Here is a 24,749-nt window from a genome sequence, read left to right on the forward strand (position 1 = left end):
TCAGACGGCCTATCACTCAAATTTCACTTCCCCCAACGGTCAGCCCCGCATCAATACGTAAGGTCGGTTGCCCTACGCCGACGGGTACGCTTTGGCCGTCTTTGCCGCATACGCCCACGCCGCTGTCGAGCGCGGTGTCGTTGCCAGCCATGGAAACGTGTTTCAACACTTCCGCGCCGCTGCCGATGATGGTCCCGCCTTTGACCGGATATTGCAGTTTGCCATTTTCAATCCACCATGCTTCTGAAGCGGAAAACACGAATTTGCCGCTGGTGATGTCGACTTGGCCACCGCCGAAGTTGACGGCGTAAATGCCTTTATCCACCGAAGCGATGATTTCTTGCGGGTCGTAGGCGCCGTTTTCCATAAAAGTGTTGGTCATGCGCGGCATAGGGGCGGAGGCGTAGCTTTCGCGGCGGCCGTTGCCGGTCACCGGTACGCCCATCAGGCGCGCGTTGGTTTCGTCTTGCATGTAGCCGACCAAAATGCCGTCTTCAATCAACACGGTGCGGCGGGTTTCGTTGCCTTCGTCGTCGATATTGAGCGAGCCGCGGCGGTCGGCGATGTCGCCCTGATCGACCACAGTCACGCCTTTGGCAGCCACTTGGTCGCCGATGCGGCCGGTAAACACGCTGGTTTTTTTGCGGTTGAAGTCGCCTTCCAAACCATGCCCCACGGCTTCATGCAGCAATACGCCCGGCCAGCCGTTGCCCAAGACCACGGTCATCTCACCGGCAGGCGCAGGGCGCGATTCGAGATTGGTTAGGGCTTGCTTCACGGCGGAATCGACAAATTTCTGTACCAATTGTTCGTCAAAATAAGCCAAATCATAACGGCCGCCACCGCCCGAACTGCCCTGCTCGCGGCGGTCGCCCTGTTTGGCAATCACGCTCACATTCAGCCGCACCATCGGGCGGATATCGGCGGCGTATTTGCCATCCAAACGTGCGAGGTAAATCATGTCATGTTCGCAGGTCAAACCGGCCATTACTTGTACAATACGCGGGTCGGCGGCTTTGGCCAAGGCCTCGACTTTGTTTAACAAGGCAACTTTGGCAGCAGAATCCAAGCTGGCAATCGGGTCAATCACGGCATGCACCGGTTTGCCGTACACCGCGCTAGGTACTTGAATGCTTTGTTCGCGCCCCGCCGTGCCAATCACGCGCACGGCTTGAGCGGAGCGGTTAATCGAATCAATGTTGAGGCTGTCGGCATAGGCAAAAGCGGTTTTGTCGCCCGATACGGCACGCACGCCGACGCCTTGGTCAATCTGAAAACTGCCCGATTTCACCATGCCTTCTTCCAAATGCCAGCTTTCATAGGCCGTGCGCTGGCAGTAGATATCGGCATAATCGACATGATGCGCGCCAATCAGGCTCAGGCTTTTGGCCAATAATTCCGGTGAGAGTTGATTGGCTTCGAGCAAATCGCGTTGTACTTGAGAATAGGTTTGCTGCATTGTTTTCAGACGGCCTTTTCAAAAAAGTGTAATCAAAAGAGTGGTGTGGAATTATACGGTATTTGTACAGGCTTGGGCATGTTGATTGCTTGCTGCTATGCCGGTTTTTGTGTTTGCATATCCGAGAGAGCAAATTTTATTTTTATCAAATTCAATTATTTATCAAAAAATTTCCCGATAAATTCACTTTGTTATTGATAATAGTTATTATTAGCGTATAATGAATTCACTCGGCAGCGTCCTGCACCGAGCCATTAAACAACAGAATGACCCCTTTTTAATTTTTCCTTAAACTTTGCTTCGTCGGCCAATCTCCCTATTGCCCGACATCTTCATCGGAGTGTGCGTATACGACATATTGACTGTTCCCTTTATCAGATACTCAAAACCGAAAAACAGCAAACCCGTTGTCTCGACAACGGGTTTGCTGTTTGATAAATGTCTGAAATAAAAAGGCTGAGACCTTTGCAAAACCCTAGATTTGAGTACAGTTCAAAGTTGTAGTAGCGCAGAAAGCGAAGACATATCATCAAGATAGGCAAGCTTTCGAGCAGCGCACAACGAAGAAATGTGCCAAAGATAGGGATTTTGCAAAGGTCTCAGGCCGTCTGAAAACATACATTTTTCAGACGGCCTCGAATATCATGATTAACGACAAGCACGCACATTCAAATTACCGTAGCGCCCCACCACATTGCGGATATCTTGCGCATCACGTTCGCCAACAGCCATAAAGGTCACGGTCATGCGCGAGACGCTCAAAGTGCCATCGGGTGCGCTGCTTTTTTCCTCCTGCTCCAAAATACGCGCGCCACCGAAACCGGCACCGGCCAAGCGTGAAATCAGGATTTGCGCCGAAGAGCGGCTGCGGGTCACGCCCATGCTGATTTCGCCGTTGTACACCACGCCGGTGAAGCCTTTGCTGTTTAAGTTTTCCAACTGCGCCATGGCATCGCCGTCAGACGGCAACAACACGCGGAAGGTTTTGTTCACTGCATTTTCGCCTTTTTTAGCCGAACGTTTTTCCACGCTGCGGCTGGCGGCATGCGGCCAACGGGTCAGCAGGCCTTTGATGCGGTGGTAATCGTCTTCATCCATAGAAACACTGGCGGTGGCAACACATTGACGCGGTGCGTTATCGCCTTGCTCAATATTGGCCTGAGTTCCCGTCTGCAAATCCATACCTTTTTGCTGCGCTTCTTTTTCTCGCTTGGCCTTTTCTTCGCGCGCTTTTTTCTCTTTAGCCAGCTTTTCTTCACGCTCTTTTTGTTTGCGTGCGGCGATGGCTTCTTCCGATTCAGGTTCCGGAATGTCGGCGTTGTTTTCCGGCACGTTAATCCACTCCGGTGCGCTGTTTTCAGACGGCGCAGCAGATTGCGGCTCCAAAGAAGCCGGACGTGCCAATTCATGTGTTCCGCCTTCCAGCGGCGCATTGGCTGCTTCAGGCTGCTTTTCTGTCATGCGGTGCGCCACCATTCCCCCGAATACGATGATATTAAGTGCAACCAACACGGCGAATAACCATTTCATTTTTGTTCTATCCAGTTGAGTAAGCCGTAAATGACGAGATTATCTACAATTTTGACTGTGTTGTCCAAAACAAATGCTTCCGGCAGGGCCTGCACCACTTTGGCTGCCCCGCCACCGGTGATGATGACGTCAACCTGCTTTTCCGTGCCGACTTTTTGTTTCAGACGGCCATGCATCATCATCAACGCACCACATACCGCGTCCATCATGCCGCTGGCCAAAGCATTCGACGTGGTCGTCGGGAACGGATATACCTTGCCGATGGGTCGATTCAGGTTGGCGGTTTTCAGTGCCATCGCTTCTTTCATCAGATGAAAACCGGGCATAATCGTGCCACCGAGATAGTGGTTATCATCGGTCAGCGCATCGGTGGTCACTGCGGTACCGCAACTCACCACCACGCAGGCATTTTGGCTGAAGCGGCGGCTGCCCAAGGCGTTGAACCAACGGTCGGAACCATGTTCCGCCGGATTGCGGTAATGATTGCGTACGCCCAAACCTTGCACCATCGACGGCAACCATTCGACCGGCTGGGACAATTGTTCCGCCACCAAGGCTTTTTTGGTTTCGCCACACACGGCGCAGCCAACTACTTTCACCAGGCCGTCTGAACGCTCGCGCCATTCTTCACCCAGGCGGCTTAAATCGCGGTAAGGTGCTCGACTCACTTCGCTGAATGCACCGTTCTCTACCCATGCCCATTTCAGCTGACTGTTGCCGCCGTCAAGCAGCAAATAGCGCTCGTTGCGCACAATGATTTGCGGTATGGGATTATCGTTTGGGCGCAAACTGATTTCGCCGCTGACGATGGTTTTCTCGCCTGCGGCAGTCGCCAAACGCAACGCGCCCTGCTCATTCACGCCTGATACCGTACCCTCATGAAGCACCACACCGTCTTGCAACAACATCACCGGACGGTTGTGGTCGCGGTTGGCAGCCTGATATTCGCCCAACATCGCACCAAAACCGCTTTTAGCAAAGGCTTCAAACGCGCTGTTTAACTCAGCCAGCAATGCGCTCATTAATTGGTTTACGGTTGCGCCACGTTGTGAGGCCGTCTGAAACAAAGCCTGTACCGAAGCGGCGTTTTCCACTTCTTTGGGCAACACAAAATTCACACCGATGCCAACCACCGCCACCGTTTGGCCGCCGTTGCGTACAGTTTCAATCAAAATGCCGCCGAGCTTGTCGCGCCCAACCACCAAATCATTCGGCCATTTGATTTGCGTATTCAAACCCAGTTTCGCCAACGCACGATTACAGGCCAAGGCTGCCACCAAAGCCAACGCGCTTAATTCGTGCTGCGGCTTATCAAATGCCCAGCCGAAGCTGAACATCAGACATTCGCCCAAACGGTGCTGCCAACTGCGCCCCTGCCGTCCGCGCCCTTTGCTTTGAACATGCGCCACACATAAGGCTTTGTGTGCTTTTTGTGCCGACTCGCGCGCCAAGGCCAAGATTTCATCATTGCTGGAAACGCATTCATTTTTCAAGGCCGTCTGAAAACCATACATTTGCGCCAAACGCTGCAAGGCTTGGGATTCAAACACCGCCAAGCGCCGCACCAGCCGCCATTGCCCATCGTGTTGACGCAACAAACCGCGGATATGAGGCGGCATTTGCTGCCAGAATCCGTTGAGTTGCTGTGGCTTCACACCGGCCAAACGGCTCAGTTGCGACACATGATGCGGCAGGCCGTCTGAAAGTGCCGCCAATACCTGCCAATGCTGAGGCTTCATACTGCTCATTTATCGGCCGCCTCTGCGGCGCGGATTTTCGCCAGTGTTTGCGTGGTGGATGTTTGGTGTAAAAACGGAATCGAATACACCTTGCCGCTGCGCGCCAAGGTTTCTTGCGAACCGACAATTTTATCGACTGTCCAGTCGCCGCCTTTGACCAAAATATCCGGTTTGACCAACTCAATCAAAGCCGCTGGTGTGTCATCATCAAACCACGTCACCACGTCCACGCTGGCCAGCGCTGCCACCACCGCCGCACGGTTTTCTAAAGGATTAATCGGGCGATCATCGCCCTTACCTTGGCGGCGCACGGAAGCATCAGTGTTCAAGGCCAAAATCATCGCCGCACCGGTCGCGCGTGCCTGCGCCAAATAAGTGACATGGCCGCGATGCAAAATATCAAAGCAGCCGTTGGTAAACACCAGCGGACGCGGCAATACAGTCAAGCGTTCGGCAAGTGCTTCGGGCGGGCAGATTTTTTGTTCAAAATCGGGTAAAGGCCATTTGGACATAATGCGTTCCATTGTTTCATTCAGATTAAAGCTATGATACCGAAGCCCCGTCAAAAGGCAAAGCAAAAGGCCGTCTGAACAGATTTCAGACGGCCTTTGCGTGTAATTTTGTGAATTTAATGTGACAAATATCGTTACCAGCGCCCTTATGTACCAACGTACACGGCGGTTGCTGTCGCCTTGTCTTATTTCCATTTTAAACGGCTATAAAAAAACCTGCTTATTAAAAGCAGGTTTTTTTTATTTTGGTCGGGGCGGTGGGATTCGAACTCACGACCCTCTGCTCCCAAAGCAGATGCGCTAACCAGGCTGCGCTACGCCCCGATATAGATGGGGTGGCTAATGGGGCTCGAACCCACGACAACCGGAATCACAATCCGGGGCTCTACCAACTGAGCTATAGCCACCGTAAACTTTTTGGCACGCCCGACAGGAATCGAACCTGTAACCCCCGACTTAGAAGGTCGGTGCTCTATCCGGTTGAGCTACGGGCGCTCATGCCGTTACGTGCTGAAAACTGGTGTGGTCGGGGCGGTGGGATTCGAACTCACGACCCTCTGCTCCCAAAGCAGATGCGCTAACCAGGCTGCGCTACGCCCCGACTTGAAGAACTGAACTATACTGATTTTCGAAAATCACGTCAACCTTTACGGTTAACATTTTTTTAAAATTGCATTTATCTGATTATTTTTATTCAGAATTTAATTCATACCTACCTTATTTATTCCCTATCAATATTCAGGCCGTCTGAAAAATAATCTCGACAAAGCTAACGATAAATAATGCAAAAGAAGGCTTAAAAATGAGATAATTACCCGATTTTCCATTTTTACCCCTTCCCTGACAACTAGAGAGTGAACATGACTGCTCAATTAATCAACGGTAAAGAAGTCTCCCAACAACGCTTGGCGGCAGTCGCCCAAGCAGTCGAACAACGCACAGCAGCCGGCTTACGCACGCCTTGTTTGGCCGTGGTTTTGGTTGGTGACGACCCCGCCAGCGCGGTTTATGTGCGCAATAAAAAAACCGCCTGCCAAAAATCAGGCATTGCGTCTTTGTCTTACGAATTACCTGCCGAAACCACGCAAGACGAATTACTGAAGCTGGTGGACGAATTAAACGCCAATCCTGAAGTGGACGGCATTTTGGTGCAACTGCCTTTGCCGAAACACATCGACAGCCAAGCCGTATTGGAGCGCATTTTGCCACATAAAGACGTGGACGGCTTCCACCCTTACAACGTTGGTCGTTTGGTTGTCAAAATGCCACTGATGCGCCCATGCACACCTAAAGGCGTGATGACACTTCTCGAAGCCTACGGCGTTGACCCTAAAGGCAAAAAAGCCGTGATTGTAGGTGCGTCCAATATTGTTGGCCGCCCGCAAGCATTAGAATTACTGCTCTCACGTGCCACCGTCACCATCTGCCACAGCGCCACAGAAAACTTGGCGGAAGAAGTGGCTCAAGCCGATATTTTGGTGGTTGGGGTCGGCATCCCGAATTTTGTTAAAGGCGAATGGGTAAAACCGGGCGCCGTAGTCATCGATGTCGGCATCAACCGCTTGGAAGACGGCAGCTTGTGCGGCGATGTGGAATTTGATGTAGCCAAAGAACGCGCAGCCATGATTACCCCAGTTCCCGGCGGTGTCGGCCCAATGACCATTGCCACGCTTTTGGAAAACACTTTACACGCCGCTCAATTGCATGATTAAAGATTGAACCGCTCAATTTTCAATAACCGGTTCAGCATATGAAAAGGCCGTCTGAAAGATTTTGGTAAACCTTTCAGACGGCCTTTGATTTGTTACCGCCTTAATTTAGAAGAAGATTTCACGCCAAGATAAGCGGCGGATACCGCAGATTCGGCCTTCAATATCCAAATCTCTCAACTGGCTACCCGGTGTTGAGTTGGAGATTAAGAGCTTGCGCACGGCTTCGCGACTGAAACATTTGTTGTTTGGAATCTCACTATTGGCTGCTTTTAATGGTTGATCCGTACCGGTCTCACCGCTATCGCCATCGCGCGTTACCGGAGAATCGTTCAGCTTAGTTTGGTCAACATAAGTAAAGCTGGTAATGCCTTGCATGCTGATGCCGTTAGCGTATTTTGAGAATGCTACATTGTTGTCAATATGGAATTTCAAACGTGCGCTACGCTGGGTTAGTGCACCACCATTTTCCGCGTTCACACCCAAAATCTTACTGGCACTTTCGGTTTTGGTTTCGGTTTTTTCCGGAATACAAATATCACCTTGCGGCTCAGTCGTAATCGTCACCTTATTATAGCTGCGCGTTGACAATACTGCCGTCTGAAGAATCATGGTCGGCTTCACGACCACGCGCTCGCCATTGGCATCCAAATTAAAGAACCAGCCTTTTTGTGTTTTTTCATCCACTCGATTGTTGGTCAAAAATACTTGGCCATTCTCATTCACACTCATGGTTTGTTGCAATAAATCAGCTTGTTGTGCAACATCTGACCGTACAGCACTGGTATCAGGCGCATCTGGCAATTTATCGAAAATGCCATACACTGCCTGCTGATTTTTGTTTTCCAAATCGCTTTCGTAAATGTCGCTACCGGTACCAAAAATCACCACATAGCTGCCGCTACCGCGACGGGAAATCGCCGGTGCGGAAGTAGTCGGCTGACTAGGATTGCCTGCGAAAATACGGGTCACCGTCCAAGCAGACGGCGTGGTGCCTCGCAAATCGAAACGGTACATATTACCGCCATAATCACCCGCGTAAGCCACATCAACGATACCATCAAAATCGGCATCCACCAAAGTAGGCGACGACAAACCGCCTACGCCACCTGGCACTTCGATTTTTCTGATTTCCGCACCGGCAGCCGGACCATTCGCCTCACCGCTACCGGCTTCTTGACCCAGCATTTCATAAACATAAAGCGCAGTCTCGCTGGCATCATTACCATCTGCATCAGCCAAATTGCGATAACCGCTGGATAAGAAGCCAGCGTAGCGCACATTTTCAGTGGTGCTGACTTTATCCACGCCACGCTGCACAGAAATACGGCCGATTTGCGGCGTACCAATGGTGTAGCCCAGCTTATTGTTTTCGCCTTTTACGGTTTCAAACAACGGCACATCCGACAACCAATTCGATTCACCGGCATTTAAAGCCAATGCAGAACCGCTATGACGATTCACGCCGCCGATATTTAATGCATACGCACCACGGCCACCTTGACCCATGGCGCCAAACATAAACACTTGCTGGCCTTTAGATTCCGCTGCATTTGGCGTACGGCGCAAGGTCATGCCGCCATTTACCAGATAACGGTGTGGCACAGTGGTCGAGCCATATTGCTCATGCGCCACATCTTTCAAGAATTTGCCCATCACAGACGGATTACCGGCATCATCCTCGCGCTCCATGGCTGCAGGAATATAGCTGAGTTTCAAATCATAAGGATGCTCACCACCAGTATGCTGGAACATATGCACCATACCGTCATTAGCCGCCGTTACCATGAATTCCTGACGACCGCCTACGCTATCGCCAACGGTATTCAGCGAGCTATCCAAAATGTCGCCCAAATCACGTTTACCCTCTTCACGAATGCGATAAACTTGGCTGTATTTACGGGTTTTCGCCGTTTGATTCAAGGTAGCATCGTTGCTTAAACGCGCAGTCCAAGGCAGCAACACATTTTTCCATTCCAATTGATCGGCAGGTGTGCCACCGCTGATATTAAAGTCAGCGTTAGACATTTGGTTATCGGCAATATTCTCTACCCATGCCACAGTTTTACCATTATTAATCATGGTTTTTCGGTTGGAGAATGAAGGCTCGGTTACCACATTATTATTGACCGTACCGTCTGCATTCAGTTTATAAAACTTCAGGCGACTGCTCCATGATCCGCTATCTAATTCAACCGCCGCAGCCATATCAGGCACACCATTGCTACTGGTCGCAGCAGGCGCAACCGTACCCGGGGCAACAATCGGAATCGAGCCGTTAGCAGCATCGATGCTGGCAAAAATGGAATTAAATGCCGCAACCAAATCCTCGGCTTTAGAAGCATTGAAGTAATTATTGCTACTGCTTGCGCCCTGTTGCAGATAGTTACGACCTGCTTCAGACAAGCTCTCACCAAAGCCTACAGTATAGGTTTCAGCTACTTGCTTTTCATATAAACTTTTACCATTGGCATCTTTAGGGTCATTAGCATCACCATTCCAGCTTTTACCTGCTTTATCGGTACCGCTGGTTTTGAAATCTTTGGTTGCCAGCGTTTTACTAAACCAACCCAAACCATCATTACGGTCGAGAATAGTATCCCATATATCAACATTCCAGCCTGTCGCTATAGCGGTTACTTTCCAATCTGAACCTCCCCCATTGCGCGTACCAAAATAACTATCAGAAAAGACATTTGTACCAGAAGGAAATACCCGTCGTTGATTAACTGGCACAACCCTATACCCCCATGTCATATAATCCCTCTGATTCACCCAGTCAGCTTCATAACTACCATTTGCATCGCCATCCGACATCAAAACAATATAGTTTTTCTGACAACGGTATTCTGTTTGATTGCGAACAATTTGTGAAACTTCATAATAACGTCGGGTCGTAGGTGTACCTTTATTAGCAAACATCGAGTTGATTCGCGCTAAAATATCAGTATGGTTTCGGCCATTAGTATTGGTATAAGTTGGCACATTGACCCGACCATTATTATGAAGCGTCTGAAAGCTCCAGTTAATGGTATCTTGGTATTGATTAACCACCTGTGTCAGCGCATTTTTCGTGATTTGCATGCGTGACTGTTCACCGGCTCTAGGATTACGCTCCGCCCCAGGCACCCACGCCATACTTCCCGAATCATCAATAAACAACATCACATTCGGCTTAATCTTCACTTCACCCGTTACCGATTCATTCTGCAAATAAAGCGGCACAGGCGCAAATTTTTGCGCGGCGGCATGTGCATTTACAGCAGCCACCAGCGACAATGCCGATGCCACGCTCAAAATAATCGGCCGAACGCTGTTTTGGCGCGCGGCGCGGTTCCCAGTAATATGTTTTTTAGATTTAGATTTCATGGAAATACAAACCGTTTGTTATTGTTTGACGAAACCTGATTTTATCATTTCTATTGCATAATAGGTGGCCTTTGCACCAATTTAGCCGGTCACACGGCAAATTGATGACAAAAATGAAACAGCCATTTATCGCTTTTTTCTGCCATATGCCCGTTTTTAGGCTTGAACCAAACCCCGTTTTGGCTTAAAATGCAGTGCTTCTACGGCATAAACAGAAATGCCTGAAAAAGCACGTAACACAATGTTCCCAAGATTGTGTGGCGTGTTTTTTTTTAACCATATTCTGAAGGCCGTCTGAAACACCTTACCTTTTCAGACGGCCTCATATCAAACATTTCCATTCAGCAAGACAGGACTTCATCATGACAACTCCAGCACTTCTGGTTCTCGCCGACGGCAGCGTGTTTCACGGCACCTCAATCGGCTTTGACGGCTCGACTTCCGGCGAAGTGGTGTTCAACACTTCCATGACCGGCTATCAAGAAATTCTGACCGACCCGTCATACTGCAAACAAATCGTCACGCTGACTTACCCGCACATCGGCAACACCGGCACCAACGGCGAAGACGTGGAAAGCCGCAATGTGTACGCGGCCGGTCTGATTATCCGCGACCTGCCTTTGCAACACAGCAACTTCCGCGCCGATGAAAGCCTGCAAGAATATTTGGTGCGCAACAAAACCGTGGCCATTGCCGATATCGACACCCGCCGTCTGACCCGCATTTTGCGTGACAAAGGTGCGCAAGCCGGTGCGATTTTGACCGGTGCCGACGCGACCGAAGAAAAAGCACAAGAATTGATTGCTGCGTTCGGCAGCATGGTGGGCAAGGATTTGGCCAAAGAAGTGACCTGCGCGGAAACCTACGAATGGACGGAAGGCGAATGGAAGCTGGGTCAAGGTTTTGTCACCCCTGAAAAACAGCCTTACCATGTGGTTGCCTACGATTTCGGCGTGAAAACCAATATCCTGCGCATGCTGGCCGAACGCGGCTGCCGCTTGACTGTCGTTCCGGCGCAAACCCCTGCGGCAGATGTGTTGGCCATGAATCCGGACGGCGTGTTCTTATCCAACGGCCCGGGCGACCCTGAGCCTTGCGACTACGCCATCAAAGCGATTCAAGAGATTTTGACCAGCAAAAAACCGGTGTTCGGTATTTGCTTGGGCCACCAATTATTGGGCTTGGCGGTGGGCGGCAAAACCCGCAAAATGCCGTTCGGCCACCACGGTGCCAACCATCCAGTGCAAAACTTGGAAAACGGCCGCGTAATGATCACCAGCCAAAACCACGGTTTTGAAGTGGACGCAGACACGCTGCCTGAAAATGTGAAAGTAACCCACCGCTCATTGTTTGACGGCTCCTTGCAAGGCATTGAATTGACCGACCAAGTGGCATTCAGCTTCCAAGGCCACCCTGAAGCCAGCCCGGGCCCGCACGATGTGGCTTACCTGTTTGATAAATTTATCGACAGCTTAAAAGCAGCAAAAGCATAATACTGCAGATTCAGACGGCCTCTTATGGGATAAACAAGGCCGTCTGAACAATAACCATCCCACCTCAAAATAATATAAAAACCAACTGATGGCTGCTTCACGCGTGTATTCAAAGGCCGTCTGAAAAACCTTGATTGTTTCAGACGGCATGTTCATCAAGAGGAAAAATGAACATCAAAGCCCTACTCGCAAAAAAAGACATTGAATTCAGCCTGCGCCGTTACGGCATTGATGCGCTGAACTTTATGGCACTCGGCCTGTTCGGCTCGCTGATTATCGGTCTGATTTTAAAAACCGTCGGTGGCTGGACAAACCTGCCTTGGCTGGTCGAAATCGGCGGCCAAGCGCAAGCCGGTATGGGGGCAGCCATCGGCGTGGGCGTGGCCTATGCCCTGAAAGCCCCGCCGCTGGTTTTGTTTGCCAGCACCATTATCGGCTTGGCCGGTGCGGCACTGGGCGGGCCTGTCGGCTGCTTTATCGCAGTTGCCATCGGCACCGAAATCGGCAAACTGGTGAGCAAAACCACGCCGATTGACATCATCGCCACCCCTGCCGCTACCTTAATCAGCGGCATGGCCGCCGCCCAGTTTGTCGGCCCCATTATCGCCACCGCCATGACCCAAACCGGCGCGCTAATTATGTGGGCAGTCGAATTGCAACCCGTGTTGATGGGCATCATTGTTGCTGTGTTGATGGGCATGATTCTGACCCTGCCCATTTCCAGCGCCGCTGTCGCCATCGCCCTGTCACTCAGCGGCTTGGCGGCCGGCGCCGCCACCGTCGGCTGCTGCGCACAGATGGTCGGTTTCGCCGTCATGAGCTTCAAAGAAAACCGCTGGGCAGGCGTTTTGAGCCAAGGTTTGGGCACCAGCATGCTGCAAATGCCCAATATCGTGAAAAACCCGTTGATTTGGCTGCCGCCGATTATCAGCAGCGCCATTCTCGGCCCGCTGGCGACCACGGTGTTTCAAATGAGCAACATTCCGTCGGGTGCCGGCATGGGCACCAGCGGCCTTGTCGGCCAAGTCGGCACGCTCGACGCCATGGGCGGCGACACGCATATCTGGCTGGCCATCGGCCTGCTGCATTTCGTGTTGCCGGCTGTGTTGACGCTGCTGATTGCCGCGTTGATGCGTAAAAAAGGTTGGATTAAAGAGGGGGATTTGAAACTGGATATTTGATTGAACACGTCAGCTTTTCAGACGGCATCGAACAACCAAACCAAGGCCGCCTGAAAACAAAAAAGGGTTAATGTTTTTTAATTTTGATTTTTTGATAATAATATGATCTTACTTGCTTTTATCCTGATTTTCCTGATCCGTTTGGCTTCCTTGCGCATTTCCATCCGCAACGAAAAAAACCTGATTGCCGAGGGCGCGCAGCAATTCGGCGCCGGCACCTCCAAACTGCTGTCGCTGGCGCACATCGCCTACTATTTCGCCGCACTGGGCGAATCGTTTGCGCGCCAGGCCGTGTTTGACGCCGTTTCCGCCGCCGGCCTGATACTGACCGGCTGCTCGCTGGCGGTATTGTTTTACGTTATCCGCGCGCTCGGCCCGATTTGGACGGTAAAAATCTACATCCGACCAAACCACCAATTAAACCGTTCGTGGTTGTTCCGACACGTCAAACACCCGAACTACTTTTTAAACATCGTGCCCGAACTCATCGGCATCGGCCTGCTCTGCCACGGCTGGACCACCATGACCGTCGGCCTGCCCGTCTACGCCGTTATCCTCGCCTGCCGCATCCGTCAGGAACACGAGGCGATGAAACATCTGGGCAAATAAACGAACACAGAACGAACACAGGCAGCTAACCCGGCCAGACAACACCTGTCTGAAACGCCCGCCGTCTGTACAAAGAAATTTTGACACATGCAACAATTGGTTTTCAGACGGCCTCCCAAGCCGTCTGAAACTCAGATTAACCCAGCGAATAAAGAGTGAAACCATGCCCAAACGTACCGACCTAAAATCCATCTTAATCATCGGCGCCGGCCCGATTGTCATCGGCCAAGCCTGCGAATTTGACTATTCGGGCGCTCAAGCCTGTAAAGCCTTGCGTGAAGAAGGCTATAAAGTCATTCTGGTAAACTCGAATCCGGCCACCATCATGACCGACCCGGAAATGGCCGATGTGACCTACATCGAGCCGATTACTTGGCAGACAGTGGAAAAAATCATCGCCAAAGAGCGTCCTGATGCGGTATTGCCGACCATGGGCGGCCAAACGGCGCTGAACTGCGCGTTGGATTTGGCGCGCAACGGTGTGTTGGCGAAATACAATGTCGAATTGATTGGCGCAACTGAAGATGCCATCGACAAAGCCGAAGACCGTGGCCGCTTTAAAGAAGCAATGGCGAAAATCGGTTTGCATTGCCCGAAATCGTTTGTCTGCCACACCATGAACGAAGCTTTGGCGGCGCAAGAGCAAGTCGGCTTTCCAACGCTGATTCGTCCTTCGTTTACCATGGGTGGTTCGGGCGGCGGTATTGCGTATAACCGCGATGAATTTTTGGCGATTTGCGAACGCGGTTTCGATGCGTCCCCTACCCATGAATTGCTGATTGAGCAATCGGTACTCGGCTGGAAAGAGTACGAAATGGAAGTGGTGCGCGACAAAAACGACAACTGCATCATCATCTGCTCGATTGAAAACTTCGACCCGATGGGCGTGCACACCGGCGACTCCATCACCGTTGCCCCTGCGCAAACGTTGACCGACAAAGAATACCAAATCATGCGTAATGCTTCTTTGGCGGTGTTGCGCGAAATCGGTGTGGACACCGGCGGCTCCAACGTTCAATTCGCCATCAACCCTGAAAACGGCGAAATGATCGTGATTGAGATGAACCCGCGCGTATCGCGTTCGTCTGCATTGGCTTCTAAAGCCACCGGCTTCCCGATTGCCAAAGTAGCGGCCAAATTGGCCGTGGGCTTTACGTTGGACGAATTGCAAAACGACATCACCGGCGGCCGCACGCCCGCATCATTTGAGCCGTCTATCGACTATGTGATTACCAAAATCCCGCGCTTTGCCTTTGAAAAATTCCCGGCCGCCGACGACCGCCTGACCACGCAAATGAAATCGGTGGGCGAAGTGATGGCCATGGGTCGCACCATTCAAGAATCGTTCCAAAAAGCCTTGCGTGGCTTGGAAACCGGCTTGTGCGGCTTTAATCCGCGCTCGACCGATAAATCAGAAATCCGCCGCGAATTGGCCAACCCGGGCCCTGAGCGTATGCTGTTTGTGGCCGATGCCTTCCGTGCTGGTTTCAGCAAAGAAGAAGTGTTCGACATCTGCGCCATCGACCCTTGGTTCTTGGCACAAATCGAAGACTTGGTGCAAGAAGAGCAAAAAGTTTCAGACGGCCAATTAGCTGATTTGGACTACGCGGCTTTACGCCGTCTGAAACGCAAAGGTTTCTCCGACAAACGCTTGGCGCAATTGCTGAACATCAGCGAAAAAGAAGTGCGCGAACACCGCTATGCCTTGAATCTGCATCCTGTTTATAAACGCGTCGACACCTGCGCAGCTGAGTTCGCCACCGACACCGCTTACCTGTATTCGACTTACGAAGAAGAATGCGAAGCGCGCCCGAGCGACCGCAAAAAAGTGATGATTCTCGGCGGCGGTCCGAACCGCATCGGCCAAGGCATCGAGTTTGACTACTGCTGCGTACACGCTGCCCTGTCGCTGCGCGAATCCGGTTTTGAAACCATCATGGTCAACTGTAACCCTGAAACCGTTTCGACCGACTTCGACACCAGCGACCGCCTGTATTTCGAGCCGCTGACCTTGGAAGACGTATTGGAAATCGTGCGCAAAGAAAACCCTTGGGGCGTGATTGTGCATTACGGCGGCCAAACCCCGCTGAAACTGGCCAACGCCTTGGTAGAAAACGGCGTGAACATCATCGGCACATCTGCCGACAGCATTGACGCCGCCGAAGACCGCGAACGCTTCCAAAAAGTGCTCAACGATTTAGGCTTGCGCCAACCGCCTAACCGCATTGCCCACAACGAAGAAGAAGCCCTTGTGTTGGCAGAAGAAATCGGCTATCCGCTAGTGGTTCGCCCGTCTTACGTATTGGGCGGCCGCGCCATGCAGGTAGTGCATACCCAAGAGCAATTGAAAACCTATATGCGCGAAGCGGTGCAGGTTTCCGAAGACAGCCCGGTATTGCTCGACTTCTTCTTGAACAACGCCATTGAAGTCGATGTCGACTGCGTTTCAGACGGCACCGAAGTCGTGATTGGCGGCATCATGCAACACGTCGAACAAGCCGGTATCCACTCGGGCGACTCAGGCTGCTCATTACCGCCATACTCGCTGAGCCAAGAGATTCAAGACGAAATCCGCCGCCAAACCGTCGCCATGGCCAAAGCCTTGGACGTAAAAGGCCTGATGAACGTGCAATTTGCCGTGCAAGACGATGTTGTGTTCGTATTGGAAGTGAATCCACGCGCTTCACGTACCGTGCCGTTTGTGTCGAAAGCCACTTCCGTGCCGTTGGCCAAAGTCGGCGCACGCGCCATGGCCGGCATCAGCCTGAAAGAGCAAGGCGTTGAAAAAGAAGTGATTCCGGATTTCTACGCCGTGAAAGAAGCCGTGTTCCCGTTCATCAAATTCCCGGGCGTGGACACCATTTTAGGCCCTGAAATGCGCTCAACCGGCGAAGTAATGGGCGTAGGCGCCAGCTTCGGCGAAGCCTACTACAAAGCGCAACTGGGCGCAGGCGAACGCTTACCGGCCAGCGGCAAAGTCTTCTTAGCCGTACGCGACGAAGACAAACCGCTACTGACCAAAACCGCGAAAAACTTCCAAGCCTTGGGCTACGAAATCGTCGCCACACGCGGCACCGCAGCCTACTTGAAAGAGCAAGGCATCGAAGTCGGCGTGGTGAACAAAGTGTTGGAAGGCCGTCCGCACATCGTTGACGCCATCAAAAACGATGAAATCGCCTTAGTGGTGAACACCGTCGCCAGCGATGCGCAATCGGTTGCCGACAGCCACAGCATCCGCCGCACCTCCCTGACCCAACGCGTGCCACAATACACCACCATCGCCGGCGGCGAAGCCATGAGCGAAGGTGCCAAAAGCCGCGACCACTTGGGCGTGTACAGCGTGCAAGAATTACATGGCCGTCTGAAAAAAAAATAATCAGACCGTTCCATAGATGAACCAAGGCCGTCTGAAAGCGCATCTTGCGTTTTCAGACGGCCTTTTATACGGCATAATTCAAGTTAATATCAAAACCTAAATCATACCTAAGGAAACATCATGACCGGCATCCAACAACGCGCCGAACTACAACGCCGCATCTGGCAAATCGCCAACGAAGTACGCGGCTCGGTGGACGGCTGGGATTTCAAGCAATACGTTCTGGGCACCTTGTTCTACCGCTTCATCAGCGAGAACTTCGCCGCCTATATCGAAGCGGGCGATGACAGCGTGGATTATGCCAGCTTCCCCGATGACAGCCCAATTTTAGAACAAATCAAAGAAGACACCATCAAGACCAAAGGCTACTTCATCTACCCTAGCCAACTGTTCAAAAACGTCGCCGCCAAAGCCCATCAAAACGACCAGCTCAACACCGACCTAAAGGCGATCTTTGATGCCATCGAATCATCTGCCAACGGCTACGACTCTGAGCGCGACATCAAAGGCTTGTTTGCCGATTTTGATACCACGTCCAACCGCCTAGGCAACACCGTCGCCGACAAAAACAAACGCCTGTCAGCCGTCCTAAAAGGCGTGGCAGAACTGAACTTTGGCAACTTTGAGCACAACCAAATCGACCTATTCGGCGATGCTTATGAATTCTTGATCTCAAACTACGCCGCCAACGCAGGCAAATCAGGCGGCGAATTCTTCACCCCGCAACACGTCTCCAAGCTCATCGCCAAGCTTGCCATGCATGGTCAGAGCAGCATCAACAAAATCTACGACCCCGCCGCAGGTTCGGGCAGCTTGCTATTACAAGCCAAAAAGCAATTCGACGAACACATCATCCAAGATGGCTTCTTCGGGCAGGAGATCAACCACACCACCTACAACCTTGCGCGGATGAACATGTTCCTGCATAACATCAATTACGACAAGTTCGAGATTGCGCTCGGCGACACCCTGCTCAGCCCGCAATTTGGCGACGGCAAGCCCTTTGACGCCATCGTCTCCAATCCGCCCTACTCGATTAACTGGATCGGCTCGGACGACCCCACACTCATCAATGACGAACGTTTCGCCCCTGCCGGTGTGCTCGCGCCCAAGTCTAAGGCCGATTTTGCCTTCATCCTGCACGCGCTGAATTACCTGTCGGCACGCGGTCGCGCGGCGATTGTGACCTTTCCGGGGATTTTTTACCGTGGCGGCGCAGAACAGAAGATCCGCAAATATCTGGTAGAAAATAACTACGTCGAGACCGTCATCTCCCTTGCGCCCAATCTGTTCTTTGGCACGAGCATTGCCGTGAATATCCTAGTATTGGCAAAGAACAAAAAAGACCACAACGTCCAATTTATCGATGCCAGCAAATTATTCAAAAAAGAAACCAACAACAACATCCTAACTGATGACCACATCGCCCAAATCGTACAAACTTTCGCCGACAAAAGCGAAACCGCGCATTTCAGCATTAACGTTGCAGACAGCCAAATCGCCGAAAACGATTTTAATCTTTCCGTTTCCAGCTATGTGGAAGCCGAAGACACGCGCGAAGTGATTGACATCGCCGTCCTAAACGAAGAAATCCGCCAAACGGTCAGTAAAATTAGCACTTTACGCCAAAGTATTGATGAGATTATAAAAGAGATTGAGGTGTAAGATGGGCGATAGTCAAATTATTATTTTTAATCGTGATGATGGTGGTATTGGCATCAATGTTAGGGTTGAGGGCGATACGGTATGGCTCACGCAAAAAGCAATGGCGGAACTGTTTGATGTAAATACGCCAGCCATCAGTAAACATTTGAGTAATATTTTTAATGAAGGAGAGTTGCAACGAGAGGCAACTGTTTCCAAAATGGAAATAGTTCAGACAGAGGGTGCAAGACAAGTGGCAAGATTGGTGGATTTTTATAATCTTGATGCAATTATTTCAGTTGGTTATCGCATTAATTCCGCCAAAGCAACCCAATTTCGCATTTGGGCAACTCAAATTCTAAAAGAATATCTTATCAAAGGTTTTGCAATGGATGATGAACGCCTAAAAAATGTTGGGGGAGGTTCATATTTTAAAGAATTGCTAGACCGTATTAGAGATATTCGTTCTAGTGAAAAAGTGATGTATCGTCAGGTATTGGATCTATATGCCACAGCAATAGACTATACAGCAAAGAGTGATGAAAGCATTTTGTTTTTCAAGACTGTACAAAATAAATTGCATTATGCCGCTCACGGTCATACAGCCAGCGAGGTTATTTATTTTCGTGTAGATAGCGATAAGCCGTTTGCTGGATTGCAAAATTTTAAGGGTACACAGCCCACGCAAGCCGAAGCAATGATAGCCAAAAATTATCTTACCGAACAAGAATTAAAGGTTTTAAATAATTTGGTATCGGCTTATTTTGATTTTGCTGAACTAAACGCCATAGAAGAAAAACCAATGACTATGCAGGATTATATCAATGGGCTGGATAGATTATTAAATGCTACAGGGCGAGAAGTGTTGCAGGGAGCTGGTAGCATATCGCACGCACAAGCAGAAACAAAAGCCAAAAGCGGATATAAAAAATACAAGGCAAAAACCTTGTCCGATGTAGAAAAGTCCTACCTTGAAGTCATTAGTCATTTAAACAAGACAGCCAAAAAAGCGAGTAAAAAATAATGCACACCTTTATTAAAAATCTCTTAAATGGGCAGTCAGTGGAATGGAAAAAGCTTTGGGAGGTAACTATTTGGGATAAAAAATTTAATGCTGTCCCAAAAGAAAACCAACCAAAAATTGAAAAGCACTATTACTTTCTGGCAAGTGATTTAAAAAAATTAGCCGTACAAGATGGTAATGTAAAGCTACTAACAACCAATATATCAGATCTTTGGACAACAGAAGAATTAGCGGGTGATAAGATCAATGAAGGTGAAATTATCGCAATTCCAGGGGGAGGAAATCCCATAGTTCAGTACTACAAAGGCAAATATATTACAGCTGACAATCGTATTGCAACTTCAAGTGATAAAAATGTACTAGATAATAAATTTTTATACTACTTTTTGCTAAGCAGGCTTGATTTAATTAGCTCTTTTTATCGTGGCTCAGGCATCAAACATCCTAGCATGTTTGATGTTCTTGAAATGAAAATCCCCATTCCCCCACTGGAAGCGCAACGTAAAATTGTCCAAGTATTGGACAATTTTACGGAGCTTACAGCGGAGCTTACAGCGGAGCTTACAGCGGAGCTTACAGCGCGAAAAAAACAATATGAATATTACCGCAACCTACTGTTAGATTTTAATAATCCAACAGGGGGGGGTAATTGGCTTTTTCAATCAAGAAACCCTTTTTCAGACGGCCTGAAAGTGGAATGGAAGAGTTTGGGGGAGGTTATTTTACATTTGCGAACAGGATTAAATCCAAGAAATAATTTTAAATTAAATACACCTGATGCAAGAAATTCTTATGTAACCGTGAGGGAATTAGCAGGAACAACTGTTGAGATAACAGAAAAAACAGATAAGGTTAATGATGAAGCATTACATATCATCAATAATCGTTCTAACTTGAAAGTTGGCGATATTCTTTTTTCTGGAACAGGAACAATAGGCAGAACTGCTTTTATTGATAAAAAACCAGAGAATTGGAATATTAAAGAAGGTGTTTATGCAATAACCGTGAACAGTGAGATAATTTATCCAATGTTTTTGTTAAGATTATTTCAGTCTACCTCAATTTTAAACAAAATTAAATCACTCACAATGGGTTCAACAGTTCAAAGCATTGCTATGGCGGACTTAAGAAAAATAAAAATCCCAATCCCCCCATTAGAAACTCAAGCCCAAATTGTCGCCATTCTGGATAAATTTGACACGCTCACGCACTCCATCAGCGAAGGCTTGCCGCGTGAGATTGAATTGCGGCAAAAGCAGTATGAATATTACCGCGAACGCTTGCTGAACTTTGATGCCGTCTGAAATGATTTACCGAGCCAAAAATAAGAAATGAGAGATAAGCTATTGTTTCCGCTCAATATGAAACAGGAAAACAGATGGATGATTTGATTATCTACAACAGCGATGACGGCAAGGTCCAAGTGGCTTTATTGGTTGCCGATGATGAAGCCTGGCTGACGCAAAGCCAGCTTGCCGAACTTTTTGACACCTCGGTGCCCAACATTGCCACGCACATCAAAAACATCATAGAAGACAATGAATTGGATGCAGATTCAGTTATTAAGGATTATTTAATAACTGCCCAAGACGGCAAGCATTATCAGGTCAAGCATTATGCCTTGGCGATGATTTTGGCCGTGGGTTTTCGTGTCCGCAGTCCGCGCGGGGTGCAGTTTCGCCGTTGGGCAAATACGCAGTTGCGCGCCTTTTTGGATAAGGGCTTTCTGCTGGATAAAGACCGCTTGAAAAATCCGCAAGGCAGGCTGGACCATTTGCCGAAGATTTGCAGGCTTTGACGCATCTGCAAGCCGATTTGGAAAAAGAAAACCTTAATTGTATTCAATCTATAGCTTTCAGGCAGCCTGAAAAGGAAACCATCATGACCACCGACACCCGCCCCATCGCCGAAACCAATCATTTTATCGTCCTAGACAGCTACGACAAAATCGACCAATCAGGCGCAGCCTATCAGAGCGAGAGCGATTTGGAGCGCGAGCTGGTGGCTGACTTACAGGCACAGGGCTACGAATACCGCCGCGATTTGAACACGCATGATAAGCTGCTGGCCAATGTGCGCGAGCAGCTACAGCGGCTCAATGCGATGGTGTTCTCAGACGGCGAATGGGCGCGCTTCGTGCTTGAATATCTTGATAGGCCGTCTGAAAACATGATCGAGAAAACGCGCAAAATCCATGACAATCATGTCTGCGATTTTGTGTTTGATGATGGGCACATCCAAAATATCTACCTTGTCGATAAGAAGAACATCACCCGCAACCACCTGCAGGTGATCAACCAATTCGCCCAAACCGGCAGCCACGCCAACCGCTATGACGTGACGGTCTTGGTGAATGGGCTGCCCTTGATACAGATCGAGCTCAAAAAACGCGGCATGGCGATTCGTGAAGCGTTCAATCAGGTACACCGCTACACCAAAGAAAGCTTTAATCACGAGAATTCTTTATTTAAGTTTCTACAGATTTTTGTGATCAGCAACGGCACAGATACGCGCTATTTCGCCAATACCACCCGCCGCGACAAGAACAGCTTTGACTTTACAATGAACTGGGCGCGTGCGGACAATACACCGATTAAGGATTTAAAAGACTTTACCGCCACGTTCTTTCAGAAAAACACCCTGCTGTCGGTGCTGCTGCGCTATTCGGTGTTCGATGTGTCGAACACGCTGCTAATCATGCGCCCTTATCAAATCGCGGCAGCGGAACGGATTCTGTGGAAAATCAGAAGCTCCGCCCAAGCCAAGAACTGGAGCAAGGCCGAGAGCGGTGGCTTTATTTGGCACACCACCGGCAGCGGCAAAACGTTGACCAGCTTTAAGGCTGCACGTTTGGCAACGGAATTGGAATTTATTGATAAAGTCTTTTTTGTGGTGGACAGAAAAGACCTCGATTATCAAACCATGAAGGAATACCAACGCTTTTCGCCTGATAGCGTCAACGGCTCGGAAAGCACCGCCGGCTTGAAGCGAAATCTGGATAAAAACGACAATAAAATCATCGTTACCACCATTCAAAAGCTGAACAACCTGATGAAATCGGAAGACAATCTGCCGATTTATCAGAAGCAAGTAGTGTTTATTTTTGACGAATGCCACCGCTCACAATTTGGCGAAGCGCAGAAAAATCTGAAGAAGAAATTTGAAAAATTCTGCCAGTTTGGCTTTACCGGCACGCCGATTTTCCCTGATGATATTGTTAATGGCGAGCTAATTAGAAAAGGTAATGCCTTGGGCACAGAGACCACACAGAGTGTATTCGGTCGGCAGTTGCACTCTTATGTGATTACTGATGCGATTCGCGATGAGAAAGTATTGAAGTTCAAGGTTGATTACAATGATGTCCGCCCACAATTCAAATCTTTAGAGACAGAGCAGGATTTGGACAAATTATCTGCCGCGGAAAACAAACAAGCGCTTTTGCACCCCGAGCGCATCCGCGAGATTACGCAGTATATTTTGGATAATTTTAAACACAAAACCCACCGCTTACATGCAGGCGGTAAGGGCTTTAATGCGATGTTTGCCGTGAGTAGTGTGGATGCCGCCAAAGCCTATTACGAAGCGTTTAAAAACCTACAAAAAGACCATGAAAAACCGCTGAAAGTCGCGACCATCTTCTCGTTCGCCGCCAATGAAGAGCAAGGTGCTATTGGCAGCATTGAAGATGAGAGCTTTGAACCTGATGCGATGAACAGTAGCGCCAAGGAATTCTTGAACGCGGCGATTGCTGATTACAACGCTCTATTTAAAAGCAACTACAACACCAATAGTCGCGAATTTCAAAATTATTATCGGGATTTGGCCAAACGCGTCAAAAATCAAGAAGTGGATTTATTAATTGTAGTCGGGATGTTCTTGACCGGCTTCGATGCGCCGACACTAAACACCTTATTCGTAGATAAAAACCTGCGTTATCACGGCTTGATGCAGGCCTATTCACGCACCAACCGCATTTATGACGCTACCAAGTCTTTCGGCAATATCGTGACCTTCCGCGACTTGGAGCAGGCGACCATCGATGCCATCACCCTATTCGGCAACAAAAACACCAGAAACGTGGTGCTAGAGAAAAGCTATGAAGAATATATGGAGGGCTACACCGACCAGCAAACCGGTGAAGCACGACGCGGCTATCTGGAGGTGGTGCAGGAATTAAACACCCGTTTCCCCGATCCTGACAGCATCGTCACCGAGAAGGACAAAAAAGAATTTGCCAAACTATTCGGCGAATACCTGCGCGTGGAAAATGTTTTACAGAATTACGATGAATTCACCGCACTCAAAGAAATACAGACGGTTAATCTTGATGATAAAGCTGCGGTGGCGGAATTTAAAGATAAGTTCCATTTAAGCGATGATGATTTCAACGCTATCCAGAGCGTACCGATGCCGTCTGAAAGAGTGGTGCAGGATTATCGTTCTACCTATAACGACATCCGCGATTGGCTACGCCAGCAAAAAGAATCAGAGAAACAAAACCAAAGCCAAATCGATTGGGATGATGTGGTTTTTGAAGTGGATTTGTTAAAGTCACAAGAAATCAACTTGGACTATATTTTGGAATTGATTTTTGAACACAATCAAAAAATCAAAGACAAAAGCGCTTTGGTGGAAGAAATCCGCCGCACCATCCGCGCCAGTATCGGCAACCGCGCCAAAGAAACTTTGGTGGTGGATTTCATCAATGAAACCAATTTGGATGCCATTGAAGACAAGCCGTCTATTCTAGATGAATTCTATCAATTCGCCCAAGAAAAACAGCAACAGGAAGCAGAAGCGCTGATTGAAGAGAATGGCTTGAATACCGAGGCAGCCAAGCGCTACCTAATGATCTCACTCAAACGCGAATATGCCAGCGAAAACGGCACGGATTTGAATAGTGTATTACCCAAAATGAGCCCACTCAACCCTAACTATTTGACCGCCAAGCAGAGCATTTTCCAAAAAATTGCTGATTTTGTGGAGAAATTCAAAGGTATTGGTGGTGTAGTGTAGATAGCTGGTCTATCGATTAAGAATAGAGAGGCCATCTGAAAGATTCATCTTTCAGACGGCCTTTTTGCTATAATTGCCGTTCCTACAT

General features: G+C 49.3%; 15 protein-coding genes, 4 tRNA genes and 1 pseudogene. 10 read left to right on the forward strand and 10 right to left on the reverse strand.

The window, feature by feature from the left end; all coding sequences use genetic code 11:
- Window positions 1-16: 16 nt before the first annotated feature.
- The 9 genes and pseudogenes from tldD to GJV52_RS04010 form a co-directional block, all read right to left on the reverse strand.
- Window positions 17-1,459 carry a metalloprotease TldD gene (gene tldD, locus GJV52_RS03975; protein WP_100563324.1) on the reverse strand — a complete coding sequence of 481 codons (1,443 nt, stop codon included), beginning with the start codon at window positions 1,457-1,459 and terminating at the stop codon, window positions 17-19.
- 495 nt (window positions 1,460-1,954) lie between these two features.
- Window positions 1,955-2,077, reverse strand: a pseudogene (locus GJV52_RS13505) (signal peptidase); the annotation flags it as partial.
- A 30-nt stretch (window positions 2,078-2,107) separates the two neighbouring features.
- Window positions 2,108-2,989, reverse strand: coding sequence for a cell division protein (locus GJV52_RS03980; RefSeq protein WP_095502062.1), 882 nt, complete (start codon window positions 2,987-2,989; stop codon window positions 2,108-2,110).
- Window positions 2,986-4,737, reverse strand: coding sequence for a bifunctional biotin--[acetyl-CoA-carboxylase] ligase/type III pantothenate kinase (locus tag GJV52_RS03985; protein WP_100563326.1), 1,752 nt, complete (start codon window positions 4,735-4,737; stop codon window positions 2,986-2,988). The genes GJV52_RS03980 and GJV52_RS03985 overlap by 4 nt, the downstream gene beginning before the upstream one ends.
- A complete protein-coding gene (locus GJV52_RS03990) occupies window positions 4,734-5,240 on the reverse strand; it encodes an adenylyltransferase/cytidyltransferase family protein (RefSeq protein WP_100563327.1) in 507 nt (168 codons plus the stop codon). Before GJV52_RS03990 ends, GJV52_RS03985 begins: the two co-directional genes overlap by 4 nt.
- 246 nt (window positions 5,241-5,486) lie before the next feature.
- Window positions 5,487-5,564, reverse strand: a tRNA-Pro gene (locus GJV52_RS03995).
- Between the two features lie 7 nt (window positions 5,565-5,571).
- Window positions 5,572-5,647, reverse strand: a tRNA-His gene (locus GJV52_RS04000).
- 11 nt (window positions 5,648-5,658) lie between these two features.
- Window positions 5,659-5,735, reverse strand: a tRNA-Arg gene (locus tag GJV52_RS04005).
- 28 nt (window positions 5,736-5,763) lie between these two features.
- Window positions 5,764-5,841 (reverse strand) — tRNA-Pro (locus GJV52_RS04010).
- A 259-nt stretch (window positions 5,842-6,100) separates the two neighbouring features.
- Here GJV52_RS04010 and folD point away from each other — a divergent pair.
- On the forward strand, window positions 6,101-6,952 hold the full coding sequence (folD, locus tag GJV52_RS04015) for a bifunctional methylenetetrahydrofolate dehydrogenase/methenyltetrahydrofolate cyclohydrolase FolD (RefSeq protein ID WP_100563328.1): 852 nt from the start codon (window positions 6,101-6,103) through the stop codon (window positions 6,950-6,952).
- 105 nt (window positions 6,953-7,057) lie between these two features.
- Here folD and pilC read toward each other — a convergent pair whose 3' ends face one another.
- Complete coding sequence (gene pilC, locus GJV52_RS04020; protein ID WP_100563329.1) at window positions 7,058-10,318, reverse strand: PilC family type IV pilus tip adhesin; 3,261 nt, start codon at window positions 10,316-10,318, stop codon at window positions 7,058-7,060.
- A gap of 362 nt (window positions 10,319-10,680) precedes the next feature.
- On the opposite strand from pilC, the gene carA reads away from it, so the two are divergent.
- From carA to GJV52_RS04065, 9 genes are all read left to right on the forward strand, one after another.
- Window positions 10,681-11,811 carry a glutamine-hydrolyzing carbamoyl-phosphate synthase small subunit gene (gene carA / locus GJV52_RS04025; protein ID WP_095502411.1) on the forward strand — a complete coding sequence of 377 codons (1,131 nt, stop codon included), beginning with the start codon at window positions 10,681-10,683 and terminating at the stop codon, window positions 11,809-11,811.
- 167 nt (window positions 11,812-11,978) lie between these two features.
- On the forward strand, window positions 11,979-12,992 hold the full coding sequence (locus GJV52_RS04030) for a PTS transporter subunit IIC (protein ID WP_095502410.1): 1,014 nt from the start codon (window positions 11,979-11,981) through the stop codon (window positions 12,990-12,992).
- A 102-nt stretch (window positions 12,993-13,094) separates the two neighbouring features.
- Window positions 13,095-13,601, forward strand: a complete 507-nt coding sequence (locus GJV52_RS04035; protein WP_095502409.1) for an isoprenylcysteine carboxyl methyltransferase family protein — start codon at window positions 13,095-13,097, stop codon at window positions 13,599-13,601.
- Between the two features lie 163 nt (window positions 13,602-13,764).
- Window positions 13,765-16,977 (forward strand): carbamoyl-phosphate synthase large subunit, encoded by a 3,213-nt coding sequence (gene carB, locus GJV52_RS04040; RefSeq protein WP_100563330.1) that lies wholly within the window; start codon window positions 13,765-13,767, stop codon window positions 16,975-16,977.
- 120 nt (window positions 16,978-17,097) lie between these two features.
- Window positions 17,098-18,642: a type I restriction-modification system subunit M gene (locus GJV52_RS04045; protein WP_154143224.1), complete on the forward strand. Its 1,545-nt coding sequence runs from the start codon at window positions 17,098-17,100 to the stop codon at window positions 18,640-18,642.
- A gap of 1 nt (window position 18,643) precedes the next feature.
- Window positions 18,644-19,645: a virulence RhuM family protein gene (locus GJV52_RS04050; protein ID WP_100563331.1), complete on the forward strand. Its 1,002-nt coding sequence runs from the start codon at window positions 18,644-18,646 to the stop codon at window positions 19,643-19,645.
- Window positions 19,645-20,949, forward strand: coding sequence for a restriction endonuclease subunit S (locus tag GJV52_RS04055; RefSeq protein WP_100563332.1), 1,305 nt, complete (start codon window positions 19,645-19,647; stop codon window positions 20,947-20,949). Before GJV52_RS04050 ends, GJV52_RS04055 begins: the two co-directional genes overlap by 1 nt.
- A gap of 74 nt (window positions 20,950-21,023) precedes the next feature.
- Window positions 21,024-21,443, forward strand: coding sequence for a virulence RhuM family protein (locus GJV52_RS04060; protein ID WP_229439479.1), 420 nt, complete (start codon window positions 21,024-21,026; stop codon window positions 21,441-21,443).
- Window positions 21,444-21,526: 83 nt separating this feature from the next.
- Window positions 21,527-24,661, forward strand: coding sequence for a type I restriction endonuclease subunit R (locus tag GJV52_RS04065; protein WP_100563333.1), 3,135 nt, complete (start codon window positions 21,527-21,529; stop codon window positions 24,659-24,661).
- Window positions 24,662-24,749: the final 88 nt, after the last annotated feature.

Source organism: Neisseria brasiliensis, assembly GCF_009671065.1.
GTDB classification, from domain to species: Bacteria; Pseudomonadota; Gammaproteobacteria; order Burkholderiales; family Neisseriaceae; genus Neisseria; species Neisseria brasiliensis.